This window comes from Micromonospora foliorum (assembly GCF_022229015.1).
Taxonomy (GTDB): Bacteria; Actinomycetota; Actinomycetes; order Mycobacteriales; family Micromonosporaceae; genus Micromonospora; species Micromonospora foliorum.
Genome location: NZ_JAKKFF010000334.1, coordinates 1 through 15,257, shown reverse-complemented (window position 1 = coordinate 15,257; position 15,257 = coordinate 1). Strand labels below are relative to the sequence as shown.

Here is a 15,257-nt window from a genome sequence, read left to right as displayed (position 1 = left end):
TCGCCAGGCGGCCTCGCCGGGCCGCACGCCGCACCGGGCCGCCTGACGGCGGGCGGGGTCAGCTTGGGGCGACTCGGGTCAGGTAGGTGTGGTGGGTGACGAGGCCGAGCCGCTGGTAGAGCGCGACCGCCGCCGCGTTGCGCTGCTCGACCTGGAGGAACGCGTGCGTCGCGCCGCAGGACGCGCCCCAGGCGACCAGTTCGTGGATCACGCGGCGGGCCAACCCCTGTCGGCGGGCCGCCGGTACCACCTCGATCAGGCTGAGGCCCAGCCAGCGACCCTGGCCGGTCACCGTGCCGCGGCCGACCGCCACCAGGGCGTCGTCGGCGTACACGTGGGCGAAGCGGACCTGGTCCACGGCGGTGAGGATGTGCCGGGCGGAGTCCGGCAGGCCGCCCTTGCGGCCGGCGGCGATGGCGAGCCACTCGTCGCTGGGCGCGGTGGCCAGCTCGACGACCGCACTGCCCGACCCGTCGGCCTGGTCGTTGGCCTGCGTCGACGCCAGCAGGGCGAGCGGCGCGGTCTGCACCAGCGTCGGCGGGCGGGCGGTCCAGCCGCGGGCGTCCAGTTCGGCGCCGACCGGTGCGGCGAGGGGCAGCGGCGTGTTGATCAACGCGGGTTGGCCCAGCTCGGCGTACCAGCGTTCCACCGCGTCCACCGCGGCGGCCAGTGGTCGGTCCGGGTCGCCGATGGGCAGCGCCGAGTTGGCGCGACCGGTCCAGCCCTCGGCCGATCGGAGCAGCCAGTCACCGAGCCGGCCCCGGGTCGGTGCCGGCCAGGCCTCGTCGGCGGCCCGCTCCAGCGCCACGACCGCGGCGGCGGTCGGCCGACGGGTCGGCGGTACGCGCTTGGCGCGGTGGACCTGCGCCACCGGTACCCGTAGCGGCCCCTGCGCGGTGGCCAACGTGAGATGAGTCTCGCTCAGCTCGACCAGCTCGCCGAGGGCATCGGAGAATAGTGGGCGGCCTTCGCGAATCCCCACAATCCGGCGGACCACGATTCGGTGTCCCACATCCTGCTGTCGGAGCACGATCGACCCCCTCCCCGGCGAGATACTAGGCTCTTACCGTCGCGGGAGATCGCGGCGAGTCTTGCGGAGGAGAAGACCGGTGACCTACATCATCGCCGAGCCGTGCGTAGATGTGCTCGACAAGGCATGCATCGAGGAGTGCCCGGTCGACTGCATTTACGAGGGCAATCGGATGCTCTACATCCACCCCGACGAGTGCGTCGACTGTGGTGCCTGTGAGCCCGTCTGCCCCGTGGAGGCGATCTTCTACGAGGACGACGTCCCGGAGCAGTGGAAGGACTACACCGGCGCGAACTACGAGTTCTTCGAGGACCTGGGCTCGCCCGGTGGCGCCTCGAAGGTCGGCAAGGTGGAGAAGGACGCCACCTTCGTCGCCGCGCAGCCGCCGCGCGGCGAGGGCCACTGAACCGGCCCGCGCCGGTCTCGTCGCGGCTGCCCGAGTTCACCTGGGACACCCTGGACGCCGCGGCCACGTTGGCCGCGGCGCATCCGGAGGGTCTGATCAACCTCTCCATGGGTACGCCGGTCGACCCGGTGCCCGAGGTGATCCGGCGGGCGTTGGCTGACGCGTCCGATGCTCCCGGTTACCCGCTGACCGCCGGCACGCCGGCGTTGCGGGCCGCGATCGCGGCGTGGGTGTCCCGTGCCTGTGGCGCCGGCGTCGACGGTCTCGGTGTGCTGCCGACCATCGGCTCGAAGGAGCTGGTGGCCTGGCTGCCCACGCTGCTCGGCATCGGCCCGGGTGACGTGGTGGTGGTGCCGTCGGTCGCGTACCCCACCTACGAGGACGGCGCCCGGCTGGCCGGCGCCACCGTCGTCCGTACCGACTCGCTCACGTCGGTCGGGCCGACCTCGCGGGTCCGGTTGGTCTGGGTCAACTCGCCCGGCAACCCGACCGGCCGGGTGCTGCCCGCGGCGCACCTGCGCAAGGTGGTCGACTGGGCCCGCGAACGTGGCGCGGTGGTCGCGAGCGACGAGTGCTACCTGCCGCTGGGCTGGTCGGCCGAGCCGGTTTCGGTGCTGTCTCCGCAGGTCAGCGGGGGGAGTTATGCCGGGGTGCTGGCCGTGCACTCGCTCTCCAAGCGGTCCAACCTCGCCGGTTACCGGGCCGGCTTCGTCGCCGGCGACCCGGCGCTCGTCGCCGAGCTGCTCAAGGTCCGCAAGCACGCCGGCATGATCGTGCCCGCGCCGGTGCAGGCGGCCATGGTGGCCGCGCTGGAGGACGAGCGACACGCCGAGGAGCAGCGGGAGCGTTACCGCGCCCGGCGGGAGGTGCTCACCGCGGCGTTCACCGGTGCCGGGTTCACCGTCGAGCACTCCGAGGCGGGGCTCTACCTCTGGCTGACCAGGGGTGAGGACTGCTGGCAGACGGTCGACTGGCTGGCCCGTCGCGGCATCCTGGTCGCCGCCGGCGTCTTCTACGGCCCGACCGCCGGGCAGTATGTCCGGGTCGCGTTGACCGAGTCCGACGAGCACGTCGCGGCGGTCGCCGGCCGACTCCGGGCCTGACCCCGGGCGGCCCGGCGATGACCGACGGCACGACCGGGCGGTACGCCAGGGTGCGCGCGGCCGTGATCGGCACCGGGCTGATCGGCGGCTCGCTGCTGCTGCGCCTGGCCGACGCCGGCCTGGACGTCGTCGGATGGGATCCGGACCCGGCGACCCGGGAGCGCGCCCAGCTCCGGGGTGTGGTCGCGCCGGCCACGATCGAGCAGGCCGTGGCCGACCGGGACGTGGTCTTCCTCTGCGGTCCGCTGCCCACCCTGCCGCACACGCTGGCCCGCGTCGCCGAGCTGACCGGGCCCGACTGCGTGCTCACCGATGTCGGCAGCACCAAGGTTGAGGTGACCGAGACGGCCGATCGGCTCAGGCTCACCCACCGGTTCGTCCCCGGGCATCCGATGGCCGGCGCGGAGTCCGCCGGCCTGACCGCCGCCTCGCCGACCCTGCTGGCCGGTGCGGCCTGGGTGCTCTGCCCGGCTCCCGGTGCCGCGATGGTTGCCTTCCGCTGGTTGACCGGGCTGCTGGTGGAGTTGTTCGGCGCCCGGGTCGTGCCGATGGCCGCGCCGGCACACGACTCGGTGGCCGCGCTCGCCTCGCACGTGCCGCACCTGCTGGCGGGTGCGCTGGCCGGGGCGACGCAGCGGGCGCCGCTGCGGGACGCGGTGCTGGCGCTGGCCGCGGGAAGCTTCTCCGACGGTACGCGGGTCGCCGGCACTCCGGCGGAACGGACCGCGAACATGCTGCTCGGCAACCGGGACCGGGTACTGCACGAGTTGGCCGAGGTCAGCGCGTTCCTGGACGGGCTGGCCGCCGCCCTGCGGGCCGACGACGCGCCGGCGCTCGTCGCCCGCTACTCCGAGGCCAGGGCGGCTCGGTCGGCGCTGCTGGACCGGCGGTTCACCGGTGAGTCCCGGCGGTTCGCGGCCGACGGCGACCAGGACGCCGAGGTGACCTGGCTGCGCGAGTTGGGCGGCGCCGGTGGGCACCTGACCGGGTGTCAGGTCGACCCGGACGCCGTTTCCTACGCCGCGTGGCTTCCCGTGGCTGACTAGGCTGAGGGGCATGGCGGTGGACAGTCCGGTGGTGCAGGTGCGCGGCGAGGCGTACCGGGAGGTGCCGCCCGAGCTGGCCCGGTTCGCGGTCACCGCGACGGCCCGCGATCGGGACCGGGAGGCGACGCTGACCCGGTTGGCCGAGCGGGCCGCTGCGGTCCGGGTGCTGCTGGACGGCTCCGGGCCGGCGGTGGCGCGGCGGGAGACCGGCGACCTGCGGGTGCGGCCGGAGACCCGGCGTTCGGGTGAGCGGGTGGTCGCCTGGCACGGCAGTGTCACCACCACAGTCACCGTCACCGACTTCACGGCGCTGGGTGAGCTGATGCTCCGGCTCGCCGACCAGGACCAGGTCGAGGTGGCCGGCCCGTGGTGGGAGCTTCGTCCGGACAGCCCCGCCCATCGTGCGGCCCGGCACGCCGCGATCAGCGACGCGCTGTTGCGGGCCCGGGAGTACGCCGAGGCGCTGGGCGCCCGGGTGACCTCGTTGATCGAGCTGGCCGACGCGGGCCCCGCCGACCGGCCGATGTTCGCCCGTGCGGCCTTCGCCGGGGGCGGCGGCGCGGGTGGCGGCCCGCCGGAGCTTGAGCTGGACCCGCAGCCGCAGACGGTCCAGGCGGCGGTGCAGGCACGGTTCACCATCAGCGACCCGGTTCTGGGCTGATGCCACCGGCCCGGGTGCTGTCCGCCGACGAGTTGGTGGCGCGGGCGTTGGTGCTTGCCGAGGCCGGCCCGCGACAACTGCTCGGCATCGCCGGCGCGCCGGGCGCCGGGAAGTCCACCCTGGCCGAGCGGATCGTCGCCGAGGTCGGGTCGGCCGCCCGCCTGGTGCCGATGGACGGCTTCCACCTGGCGCAGTCGCAGCTGGTCCGACTGGGCCGCGCCGACCGCAAGGGCGCGGTGGACACCTTCGACGCCAACGGGTACGTCTCACTGCTGCGCCGGCTGCACCGGTTGGAGCCGACGTCGGTCTACGCGCCGGAGTTCCGCCGGGAGCTGGAGGAGCCGGTGGCCGGAGCGATCGAGGTGCCGCCGTCGGTCCGGCTGGTGGTGACCGAGGGCAACTACCTGCTGTTGCAGGATTTCCCCTGGCAGGAGATCCGGCCGCTGCTGCACGAGGCGTGGTTTCTCGACCTGGACGCCGAGGTGCGGCACCGCCGGCTGACCGCCCGGCACGAGGCGTTCGGTCGGTCTCCGGAGCAGGCTCGGGCGTGGGCGCTGGGCAGCGACGAGTCCAACGCGGCCCTGATCACGCCCACCGCCGACCGGGCTGACCTGGTGGTCCGCCTGTCGGAGCCCCCGGCGGCCTGACCGCGGCCCGCCGGGACGCCCTCCGCTACTCCGCTACGCCACGGCGGCCTGACCGCGGCCCGCCGGGACGCTACTCCGCTACGCCACGGTTCGGGCGGCTCATGTCGCCGGTGCCGGGCGTTCCGGCGGCGAGGCCGTACCGCAGGAGCACCGCGCCCGTGCCGGAGGTGGTGGGTGGTTCGAGGAGTGTCAGGTTGGTGGGCACCTCGCCCCCGTCGAACACCTTCTTGCCGACGCCCAGCACGATGGGGAAGATCCACAGGTTGAGCTGGTCGAAGAGGCGCTCGTGCAGGAGGGTCTGCACCAGGTTCAGGCTTCCGATCACGTGGACCTTCTCGTGCTTGTCCCGCACCGCGCGGACGGCGCTGGCCAGGTCGGGTCCGAGGTGGGTTGAGCCCGTCCAGTCCAGATCCGGGTTGCCACGCGAGGCGACGTACTTCGGGATGCTGTTGAACAGGGTGGCGATCCCGCCGTCGACGCCGTCGGTCTGGTGCGGCCAGTACGCGGCGAAGATGTCGTAGGTCCGGCGGCCCAGGAGCAGTGCGTCCATGCCCCGCATGCCGTCCATGACCTGTCGGCCGCCCGTCTCGTCGAACAGGGGCGCCTGCCACCCTCCGTACGGGAAGCCTTCGGGGTCCTCCTCGGGACCACCCGGCGCCTGGGCGACCAGGTCGAGTGTCGCGAAGAGGTCGATGTGGATGGTGCCCATGCTGTCCTCCGTGTTCCCGCTCGAACTTGGTCCTGATGGCGCACCCTAGTCGAGTTGACGGACCGGCCGGGCCGGGTTGCCGACCGCCACCACGTTGGCGGGCAGGTCCCTGGTGACCACCGCCCCCGCGCCGACGACGGTGTTCGCGCCGATCGTCACGCCGGCCAGCACGATCGCGCCACCGCCGAGCCACACGTTGTCGCCAATGGTGATCGGCTTGGCCGCCTCCCACTTGTCCCGTCGCGGGCCGGCTTCGACCGGATGCGTCGGGGTGAGCAGCTGCACGTTCGGGCCGACCTGGACGTCCGCGCCGAGGGTGATCCGAGCGACGTCGAGGAAGACCGCGTTGTAGTTGACGAAGCTGCGCGGGCCGATGCGGATCTGCCAGCCGTAGTCGCAGTAGAACGGTGGGCGGATCCAGGTGTCCTCGCCCAGTTCGCCGAGGAGTTCCCGCAGCGCCGCGATCCGGGCCTGCGGGTCGGCCGCCGGACTGGTGTTGAAGAGCTCCATCAGCCGGGCGGCCCGATCCAGGTCGGCGATGATCTCGGGATCGTCGGCGATGTATGGCTCACCGGCGAGCATCTTGTCCTTCATGGAGGTCACCGCCCGATCATGCCGGCCCGGTTCGTCGGCTTGTGGCGGGTCCGTCATTTTTCGGCCTTCATTTTGCATACCGAGTATGTAATTCTGGGTTGTCAATGTGACCCATCCATCAAGACGCTTGTCGAGGAGGATCCGTTGCACCAGGGAAGAAGATTGGCCGCTCTCGGCCTCGTGGTCGTGCTGGCGCTCTCCGCGCCGGCTCCGGTCTCAGCCGCAACCGCCGCGCCCGCCCCACCGGGCGGCGCCGGCCAACAGTCCACTCCGGGTGGACCCACCGCCAACCGTTCGACCACCGTCACGCTGATCACCGGTGACCGGGTCACCGTCAGCGCCTCCGGCGCCTCGGTCCGTCCCGGCGCCGGCCGCGAGGGCGTGCAGTTCCTGGTCCAGCGCGAGCGCGGGCGCCTCACCGTGACGCCGACGGACGCGGTGCCGTTGCTGCGCGCCGGCAAGGTGGACCGGCGACTCTTCGACGTCACCGGGCTGGTCGAGGCGGGTTACGACGACGCCCACCGCAACACCCTGCCACTGCTGGTGGCGTACGGCTCGACGGGTACCGCCCGGCGTGCCCAGGCCGCTCTGCCCGGCACGCGGCTGACCCGCGACCTGCCGATGATTCGCGGTGCCGCCCTGAACAGCGACAAGTCTTCCCTCGGCGCGGTCTGGAAGACGGTCACCACCGGTCCCGCTGCGGCTCGGCTCGACGCGGCGGGGGGCGTCGAGCGGATCTGGCTGGACGGCCGTCGACGGGTGACCCTGGACCACAGCGTGCCGCAGATCGGCGCGCCCACCGCCTGGGCGGCCGGGTTCACCGGCGCGGGAGTGTCCGTCGCGGTGCTCGACACCGGCGTCGACGCGACCCACCCGGACCTCGCCGGCAAGGTGGCCGAGGCGCGCAACTTCACCGAGGTCGCCGACGCTCGGGACACGATCGGCCACGGCACCCACGTGGCCTCGACCATCGCGGGCACCGGCGCGGCCTCCGGCGGCAAGTACCGGGGCGTGGCACCGGACGCGACGCTGCTCGACGGCAAGGTCTGTGAGGACACGGGCTGCACCGACTCGGCGATCCTCGCCGGCATGCAGTGGGCCGCGGTGGAGAAGAAGGCCGCCGTGGTCAACATGAGCCTCAGCGGCTGGGACACCCCGGAGGTCGACCCGGTCGAGGAGGCCGTGCAGACCCTGACCGCCCAGACCGGCACGCTGTTCGTCCTCGCCGCCGGCAACGACGGCTCGGACGGCTCGGTCGGCTCCCCGGCCAGTGCCGACGCCGGGCTCGCCGTGGGCGCGGTGGACCGCGACGACGAACTGGCCGAGTTCTCCAGCCGGGGCCCGCGGGTCGGCGACGACGCGCTGAAGCCGGACATCACCGCGCCCGGCGTCGACATCGTCGCCGCGCGGTCCGCCAACGGTGTGATCGGCGATCCGGTGGGGGACCGCTACGTCACGCTCTCCGGCACCTCGATGGCCACCCCGCACGTGGCCGGGTCGGCCGCGCTGCTGGCCCAGCAGCACCCGGGATGGCGGGCCGACCGGCTCAAGGCCACCCTGATGGCCGCCGCCAAACCGCACCCGGACCAGACCGCCTACCAGCAGGGTGCCGGGCGGGTCGACGTCGCCCACGCCATCACCCAGCAGATCACCACCGACCCGGTGAGCGTCTCGTTCGGACGTACGCTCTGGCCGCACACTGACGACGCCCCGATCACCCGCACGGTGACCTGGCGCAACGACGGTCCGGCCACGGTCACCGTGGACCTGAGCATCGAGGGCGCCGGCCCCGGCGGTCGGGCGCTACCGGCCGGCCTGTTCGTTCTGGGCGCCAGCCAACTCACCGTGCCGGCGGGCGGCACGGCGGCCACTACCGTCACCACGGACACCCGGCTCGGCGACGCCGACGGTTACTGGACCGGGCGGATCGTGGCGCGGTCCGGTGTGGCGGTCGCTGTCACTCCGCTGGCCGTGCACCGGGAGGTGGAGAGCTACACGCTGACAGTGGAGCACCTGAACCGCGCCGGCGCGCGCACCGCGGACCACTGGACCACCCTCGTCGGGCTGGACACCTTTGGTTTCTGGGACGTCGTCAGCTCCGACGGGGTGGCCACCGTTCGGCTTCCCAAGGGCCAGTACGGCCTGACCGGCCTCGTCTTCGAGCCCGGGCCGGAGGATGAGCAGCGTGGGATGTCCCTGCTGGCGCAGCCCGAACTGACTGTCGAGCAGGACACTCGGATCGTCGTGGACGCTCGCCGGGCCAAGCCGGTACGGACGACTGTGCCGGACCGGACCGCCGTCCCGCAACTGATCGACCTCAGCGCCAACTTCACCGCCGACGACGGCAGCGGGTACGGCGTCGGGCTCTGGGCGGAGACGTTCACCGGCCTGACCAGCGGTCAGCTCGGCAAGCCGGTCTCCGCCGACAAGTTCGTCGCCACCGTCAGCAGCAACTGGACCAAGCCGGACCCGGCCAACAGCCCGTACCTGTACGCGTTGGCCGAAGCGATCCCGGGCCGGATGCCCACCGGGTTCGTCCGCGACTACGCCCGACGGGACCTGGCCACCGTCGTGCACCAGTTCCGCGGTGGCTACCCGGGCATGGTGGCCGAGCGGCTCGTGTTCCCCGCGCTCGAGTACAACGTCGGCAGTTCCTCGCTGGTCCTGCCCACCGTCGTGCCCGGCCAACGGGTCGAGTACTACAACACCAAGAATGTGAAGTGGCAATCCGAGGTCTACTTCGGAACGGTGGACGAGGAAGGGTGGTTGAACCCGCAGGCGGCGCTCTTCTCCACCGCCACCGCGTACCGGGCCGGGCGGACGGTCCAGGAGATCTGGAACCAGGCCCCGTACGCGCCGTCCTTCCCGAATCCGCGCTGGCCGGAACAGAGCGTCACCCGGGTCGGCGACACCATCTCGGTCGACGTGCCGCTGTTCAGTGACGCGGCCGGGCACCCGGGCTTCTCGCTGAGCGACAGCGAGCACACCAAGCTCTGGCGCGACGGCAAGCTGGTCGGCGAGAGCGAGTACGCCGGCTACGCACAGTTCACCGTGCCACCGGGTGCGGCGGACTACCGGCTCGTCACGTCGTCGAAGCGAAGCTTCACCGACCTGAGCACCGAGGTGGAGTCCAGCTGGACCTTCCGGTCGAGGCACGTCGCCGGTGAGACGCCGGCCCGACTGCCCCTGTCGGCGGTGCGCTTCACGCCGCCGCTGCGGGCCGACAACAGCGCCCCGGCCGGGCAGGGCTTCGTCGTCCCGGTGCGGGTGCAACGGCAGCCCGGCGCACCGGCCGCCCGGGTGGAGAAGCTCACCGTCGACGTCTCGTACGACGGCGGGAAGACCTGGGGCAAGGCGAGGCTTGTCCGCACCTCGGCCGACGGCTGGTCGGCCCTGTTGCGGCATCCGGCCGGCACCGGCCACGTGTCGCTGCGGGCCACCGCCCGGGACACCGCCGGTAACACGGTGACCCAACGGATCATCCAGGCGTACCGGTTGCGCTGAGGCGTACCCCGTCCGGGTCCGCGGCCGAGCGCCGCGGACCCGGCGGGTCCGTCAGTCGTTGGCGTGCAGGGCGGCGTTCAGCTCGATGCCCCGGCCGGTGCGCGGCCGGGCCTCCAGCCCGCCGGTGACCGAGTTGCGCCAGAACAGCAGGCCGTCGACGCCGGACAGCTCGCGGGCCTTGACCACCCGGCCGTCGGGAAGCGTGATCTTCGACGCTGCGGTGATGTAGCAGCCGGCCTCGACCACACAGTCGTCGCCGAGCGAGATGCCGACGCCGGCGTTCGCGCCGACCAGGCTCCGCTCGCCAATGCTGATCTTGTCGGTGCCGCCGCCGGAGAGGGTGCCCATGATGGAGGCCCCGCCGCCGATGTCGGAGCCGTCGCCGACCAGCACGCCCTGCACGATCCGTCCCTCGACCATCGAGGTGCCGACGGTGCCGGCGTTGAAGTTCACGAAGCCCTCGTGCATCACTGTGGTGCCGGCGGCCAGGTGAGCGCCGAGGCGGACCCGGTCGGCGTCGGCGATCCGCACCCCGGAGGGCACCACGTAGTCGGTCATCCGGGGGAACTTGTCGACCCCGTACACCGCCAGGTGCCGGCCGGCGGCCCGCTCGATCACCCGCAGCTCGTCCACCCGCTCCGGTGGGCACGGCCCGGCGGACGTCCAGGCCACGTTCGCCAGCTTGCCGAAGATGCCGTCCAGGTTGAGCTGGTTGGGTCGCACCAGGCGGTGGGAGAGCAGGTGCAACCGCAGGTACGCGTCGGACTCGTCCTTGATCGGGTCGTCCAGCGAGCCGATCACGGTGACCACCTGCACGGTACGCAGACCGGGCAGGGGCCGGTCACCGAGCGCGGCCGGCGGCAGGTCGAGCACGTCCGCCTCGTCCTCGCCGGCGACCAGCGGCAGCTCGCCCAGGCCCAGCTTGCCGGTCGGGTACCAGGTATCGAGCACCTGCTCGTCGGCGGTGATCGTAGCCAGGCCGATGCCCCAGGCGGAATCTGCGGACGTCACTGTTACACCTCTCGGTCACGGCCGGGCTGACCTCGGCTCGCTCCTCGCGCTGACAGACCTGAAGGTACCGTGCGAACCATGGAGAACCCGCTTACCCCCGAGGTCCTCGCCGATCCGGTGCAGCTGACCCGCGCTCTGGTCGACATAGAGTCCGTGTCCCTCAATGAGAAGGCGATCGCCGACTGTGTCGAAGAGGTGCTGCGGGGCGTACCGCACCTGACCACCCACCGGCACGGCAACACGGTGATGGCCCGTACCGACCTCGGTCGGTCCCAGCGTGTCGTGCTGGCCGGGCACCTCGACACGGTGCCGTTGAACAACAACTTTCCGTCGACCATGCGCGGCGACCTGATGTACGGCTGCGGCACGTCCGACATGAAGTCCGGCACCGCGTACGCGCTGCACCTGGCGGTGACCCTGCCCGAACCGCGCTACGACGTGACGTACTTCTTCTACGAGGCCGAGGAGATCGAGTCCCGGTACAACGGGCTCAACCTCGTCGCCCAGGCCTTCCCGGAGTGGTTGCAGGCGGACTTCGCGGTGCTGCTGGAGCCGACGTACGGCATCGTCGAGGCGGGCTGCCAGGGCACCATGCGTTCGGTGGTCACCACGACCGGCGTACGCGCCCACTCGGCGCGATCCTGGCACGGCGTGAACGCCATCCACGCCGCCGGTGAGGTGCTGCGCCGCCTCCAGACGTACGAGGCGCGCCGGGTCACCATCGACGGCTGCGACTACCGCGAGGGCATGAACGCGGTGCGGATCAACGGCGGGGTGGCCGGCAACGTGGTCCCCGATCTCTGTGAGGTCGAGGTCAACTACCGGTTCGCCCCGGATCGCACCCCGGCCGAGGCGGAGGCGCACCTGCGTGAGGTGTTCGCCGGCTTCGAGGTGACCGTCACCGACACGGCTGCCGGCGCCGCGCCCGGGCTGGAGGCGGCCCCGGCGAAGGAGTTCCTGGCGGCGGTCGGCGCCGCGCCGATCGGCAAGCTGGGCTGGACGGATGTGGCCCGGTTCGCGGCGATGGGCATCCCCGCGCTGAACTTCGGCCCGGGCGACCCGAACCTCGCCCACCACCCCGACGAGCACGTCGAGATCAGCAAGATCCGCGACGGCGCGGCAACCCTGCACCGCTGGCTAGCCCCGGCCTGACCACTGACCGCCGGTGATCAAGAGGTTTGCGTCAGCCGGGCCCGTTGTCGGCGACGCAAACCTCTTGATCGGTTCCGGATGGGGTGGGGGAGGTGGGGGTTGGGTCCTGCTGGCGGGTGCGGCGGCGCTCGGCCACCACGTCTTGGATCCGTCGCTGCATCTGGCGACGGATCCGGATCATCTCGCTGTTGCTGATCACGCTGTCTCCTCCCCCGAAGGCGCGCGCCGGGGCATACCCGGTATGTGAATAGTAAGACGTACGGGAGAGCCGAATAGTTGCCCATGATCCCGAACAATTTCTCGGCGTCCCCGCCCCGCGCACCCGGCCCGTGCTGCTCCACTACGGTTGCTCCATGAGCCAGAACAACGGGCGGGAGGCCGGTCGCGGTCCGGGACAGGAGCGGCATCGCGGTGCGGTCACCCTGCGCAGAGGGGCGATCCCGAGCAGTACCGCCGACCAGCGGTTGCTGGATTCACGGGGGCGGGGCGACTGGAAGACCAAGGACGCCTGGCGCGCGCTGCGTATCCTCGCCGAGTTCGTCGAGGGTTTCGACACCCTCGCCGACGTGCCGTCGGCGGTCAGCGTCTTCGGCTCCGCGCGCAGCGCGCCGGACAGCGCCGAGTGCCAGTTGGCCGAGCGGTTGGGTGGCGCACTGGCCCGAGCCGGCTACGCGGTGATCACCGGAGGTGGGCCCGGAGTGATGGAGGCCGCCAACCGCGGCGCCAGCGAGGCCGGTGGTCTCTCCGTGGGGCTCGGCATCGAGCTTCCGTTCGAGCAGGGCATCAACGACTGGGTCGACCTTGCCATCGACTTCCGCTACTTCTTCGCCCGCAAGACGATGTTCGTCAAGTACGCCCAGGCGTTCGTCGTGCTGCCCGGCGGGTTCGGCACCATGGACGAGTTGTTCGAGGCGCTCACCCTGGTGCAGACCGGCAAGGTCACCCGGTTCCCGGTGGTGCTCATGGGGGTCGCCTACTGGCAGGGCCTGCTCGACTGGCTGCGCGACACGATGGCCGCCACCGGCAAGATCGGGCCGGTCGACCTGGACCTGATCTGTCTCACCGACGACGTCAACGAGGCGGTCCGCTACATCGTCGAGTCGGAGGCCGCGCTCTCCGCCGAGCAGGAGGCGGTCCGCGAGGAGGCCGTCGCCCGTACCGGGGCAGACCAGCAGGTCGCCGCCGAACAGGCTCGGGACCAGGACTGATGGCGGCGATCTGCGTCTTCTGCGCCTCCTCCCGTACCCTCGATCAGCGCTGGTTGGACCTGGCCGCCGAGACCGGCGCGGAGCTGGCCCGGCGCGGGCACACGCTGGTCAGCGGTGGTGGCTGCGTCGGCATGATGGGCGCGTTGGCGGACGGCGCCCGATCCGCCGGTGGACGCACCGTCGGCGTGATCCCGCAGTCGCTTGTCGATCTGGAGGTCGCCGACCTGGCCTCGGACGAGCTGCTGGTGACCGACTCGATGGCCAGCCGCAAGACCCTGATGATCGACAAGTCGGACGCTTTCCTCACCCTGCCCGGCGGGCTGGGCACCCTGGACGAGTTGTTCGAGGTCTGGACCACCGCCACCCTCGCCCTGCACACGAAGCCGATGGTGCTGATCGACACCGACGGCTTCTACCGCCCCCTGCTGGACTGGCTGGACGGCCTGGCCGACCAGACCTTCCTCAAGCCCGCCGGCCGCGACCTCCTGACGGTGACCACCACCGTCCCCGAGGCCCTGAACATCCTGGAATCCCACCTAACCTGACCCCACCCCCGGCTCCCCCCGCCCCCCGGCCCCTCCGCCCTCGCCCCGCCTCGCCTGCGTCGATCATGAAGTTAGCGACGTCGCTGTCGGCGTGTCGCGCCGTTAACTTCATGATCAACGGGGGTTGGTGGGGGTTGGGTTAGGGGGTTGGGGTTTGGGGGGCGGGTTTGGGTGGGTGGGTGTCGTATGGGTCTGATGGGATGAGCTGATGCAGGCGTACCGGTTGGTGCGGCGGCCCGGAGGGCCGGCGCGGGGGGACGGGGCGACGCCTGACAGCGCTTCCCTGCCCGCCGGCGGCGGCACATCCGGGAGCGGTGTCGGCGCGTCGGGTGGGCCCGATGGCGTGGCCAGGCCTGAGCTGGCCGTCGGTGACGGTGGCTGGCGGGCCGATCCGGTGCAGGCCGAGGTGGTCGGGCACACCGACGGGCCGATGCTCGTCCTCGGCGGCCCGGGCACCGGCAAGACCAGCACGCTGGTCGAGGCGGTCGCCGCCCGGGTGGCCGAGGGGGTCGACCCCGAACGGATCCTCGTGCTGACCTTCGGCCGCCGAGGCGCCACCGCACTGCGGCAGCGCATCGAGGCCCGGATCGCGCAGGACGGCCACCGCGTGCTGCGCGAGCCGCTGGTGCGCACCTTCCCGGCGTACGCCTTCGGGTTGCTCCGCCGCGCCGCCGCCGAGCGGGGCGAACCGTCGCCCCGGCTGCTCACCGGCCCCGAGCAGGATCTGATCATCCGTGAGCTGCTGGACGTGGTGGGCGAGGAGCCCGAGGACGACCCGGTCGGCTGGCCGACCGACCTGCGCCCCGCCCTGCGGACCCGGGCGTTCGCCGGCCAGCTGCGCGACCTGCTCATGCGCGCCGCCGAGCGCGGCGTGGGCCCGATCGACCTGGCCCGGCTGGGTGAGAAGCTCGGCCGCGCCGACTGGCCGGCCGCCGCCCGCTTCCTCCGGGAGTACGTCGCCGTGCTCGCGCTGCGCGACGTCAGCAACCGGGGCTCCATCGCGTACGACCCGGCGGAGCTGGTCCGGGCGGCCACCGGGCTGCTGCGCGACGACGAGGAGCTGCTGGCCGCCGAGCGCCGTCGACTCGCCCACGTCTACCTCGACGAGCTGGCCGACACCGACCCCGCCCAACAGGAGTTGCTCTCGGTCATCGCCGGCGGCGGCAAGTCGCTTGTCGCGTTCGCCGACCCGGATTCGTCCACGTACGCCTTCCGGGGCGCCGACCCGGCCGGGGTGGCGACGTTCCCGCACCGCTTCCGGACGGCTTCCGGCGCGCCGGCCGCACAGGTGCTGCTGACCACGTCGTACCGGGCCGGGCCGGGCCTGCTCGCGGCGATCGCCCGGCTGGGTCGCCGGCTGCGGGGTCCGGCCGCGCACCGTCGGCTGCACCCGCTGCCGGACGCGCCGCCCGGCGTGGTCGAGGTGCACACGTTCCGCTCGGCGACCAGCGAGGCCGCCTGGCTGGCCCACGCGCTGCGCTCGGCCCACCTGATCGACGGTGTGCCCTGGTCACGGATGGCGGTGCTGGTGCGGTCCACCGCGTTGCAGCTGCCCACCCTGCGACGGGCGCTGCACGCTGCCGGCGTACCCACCGTGGTGCACGGCGAGGACCTGCCCCTGCACCTGCAACCGGCGGTCGC

General features: G+C 72.4%; 15 protein-coding genes. 10 read left to right on the top strand and 5 right to left on the bottom strand.

Annotated features, from left to right (window positions below; all coding sequences use genetic code 11):
• Positions 1-58 precede the first annotated feature (58 nt).
• Entirely contained in the window at positions 59-1,030 is a 972-nt protein-coding gene (locus tag PSH25_RS23265; protein ID WP_238661090.1) for a GNAT family N-acetyltransferase, read from the bottom strand.
• A 79-nt stretch (positions 1,031-1,109) separates the two neighbouring features.
• On the opposite strand from PSH25_RS23265, the gene fdxA reads away from it, so the two are divergent.
• Genes fdxA through PSH25_RS23240 form a run of 5 tightly spaced genes read left to right on the top strand, consistent with a single transcriptional unit; the run spans position 1,110 to position 4,893 of the window.
• Positions 1,110-1,436 carry a ferredoxin gene (gene fdxA, locus PSH25_RS23260; protein WP_030490464.1) on the top strand — a complete coding sequence of 109 codons (327 nt, stop codon included), beginning with the start codon at positions 1,110-1,112 and terminating at the stop codon, positions 1,434-1,436.
• Positions 1,433-2,539 (top strand): succinyldiaminopimelate transaminase, encoded by a 1,107-nt coding sequence (gene dapC, locus PSH25_RS23255; RefSeq protein ID WP_274527842.1) that lies wholly within the window; start codon positions 1,433-1,435, stop codon positions 2,537-2,539. The genes fdxA and dapC overlap by 4 nt, the downstream gene beginning before the upstream one ends.
• Positions 2,540-2,556: 17 nt before the next feature.
• The gene (locus tag PSH25_RS23250; RefSeq protein ID WP_238661089.1) at positions 2,557-3,585 is read left to right on the top strand and encodes a prephenate dehydrogenase; all 1,029 of its coding nucleotides are present in this window, start codon (positions 2,557-2,559) and stop codon (positions 3,583-3,585) included.
• 10 nt (positions 3,586-3,595) lie between these two features.
• On the top strand, positions 3,596-4,246 hold the full coding sequence (locus PSH25_RS23245) for an SIMPL domain-containing protein (RefSeq protein WP_238661088.1): 651 nt from the start codon (positions 3,596-3,598) through the stop codon (positions 4,244-4,246).
• Positions 4,246-4,893, top strand: a complete 648-nt coding sequence (locus PSH25_RS23240; RefSeq protein ID WP_238661087.1) for a nucleoside/nucleotide kinase family protein — start codon at positions 4,246-4,248, stop codon at positions 4,891-4,893. Before PSH25_RS23245 ends, PSH25_RS23240 begins: the two co-directional genes overlap by 1 nt.
• 70 nt (positions 4,894-4,963) lie before the next feature.
• Here PSH25_RS23240 and PSH25_RS23235 read toward each other — a convergent pair whose 3' ends face one another.
• Positions 4,964-5,602 carry a dihydrofolate reductase family protein gene (locus tag PSH25_RS23235; protein WP_238661086.1) on the bottom strand — a complete coding sequence of 213 codons (639 nt, stop codon included), beginning with the start codon at positions 5,600-5,602 and terminating at the stop codon, positions 4,964-4,966.
• A gap of 45 nt (positions 5,603-5,647) precedes the next feature.
• Complete coding sequence (locus PSH25_RS23230; protein ID WP_238661085.1) at positions 5,648-6,205, bottom strand: sugar O-acetyltransferase; 558 nt, start codon at positions 6,203-6,205, stop codon at positions 5,648-5,650.
• Positions 6,206-6,340: 135 nt separating this feature from the next.
• On the opposite strand from PSH25_RS23230, the gene PSH25_RS23225 reads away from it, so the two are divergent.
• Positions 6,341-9,700: a S8 family serine peptidase gene (locus tag PSH25_RS23225; protein WP_238661084.1), complete on the top strand. Its 3,360-nt coding sequence runs from the start codon at positions 6,341-6,343 to the stop codon at positions 9,698-9,700.
• Positions 9,701-9,751: 51 nt separating this feature from the next.
• On the opposite strand, the gene dapD is transcribed toward PSH25_RS23225, so the two are convergent.
• Entirely contained in the window at positions 9,752-10,711 is a 960-nt protein-coding gene (dapD, locus tag PSH25_RS23220; protein WP_238661083.1) for a 2,3,4,5-tetrahydropyridine-2,6-dicarboxylate N-succinyltransferase, read from the bottom strand.
• Positions 10,712-10,789: 78 nt separating this feature from the next.
• On the opposite strand from dapD, the gene dapE reads away from it, so the two are divergent.
• The gene (gene dapE, locus PSH25_RS23215) at positions 10,790-11,863 is read left to right on the top strand and encodes a succinyl-diaminopimelate desuccinylase (RefSeq protein WP_238661082.1); all 1,074 of its coding nucleotides are present in this window, start codon (positions 10,790-10,792) and stop codon (positions 11,861-11,863) included.
• Positions 11,864-11,894: 31 nt separating this feature from the next.
• Here dapE and PSH25_RS23210 read toward each other — a convergent pair whose 3' ends face one another.
• Positions 11,895-12,062, bottom strand: coding sequence for a hypothetical protein (locus tag PSH25_RS23210; RefSeq protein WP_238661081.1), 168 nt, complete (start codon positions 12,060-12,062; stop codon positions 11,895-11,897).
• Between the two features lie 154 nt (positions 12,063-12,216).
• Between PSH25_RS23210 and PSH25_RS23205 the strand changes: the two genes are divergently transcribed.
• The 3 genes from PSH25_RS23205 to PSH25_RS23195 all read left to right on the top strand — a co-directional run.
• Positions 12,217-13,071 (top strand): LOG family protein, encoded by an 855-nt coding sequence (locus PSH25_RS23205; RefSeq protein ID WP_238661080.1) that lies wholly within the window; start codon positions 12,217-12,219, stop codon positions 13,069-13,071.
• On the top strand, positions 13,071-13,616 hold the full coding sequence (locus tag PSH25_RS23200; protein WP_238661079.1) for an LOG family protein: 546 nt from the start codon (positions 13,071-13,073) through the stop codon (positions 13,614-13,616). The genes PSH25_RS23205 and PSH25_RS23200 overlap by 1 nt, the downstream gene beginning before the upstream one ends.
• Before the next feature lie 208 nt (positions 13,617-13,824).
• Positions 13,825-15,257: ATP-dependent helicase (locus PSH25_RS23195; RefSeq protein ID WP_238661078.1), on the top strand; the 1,433-nt coding region annotated here is incomplete at its 3' end.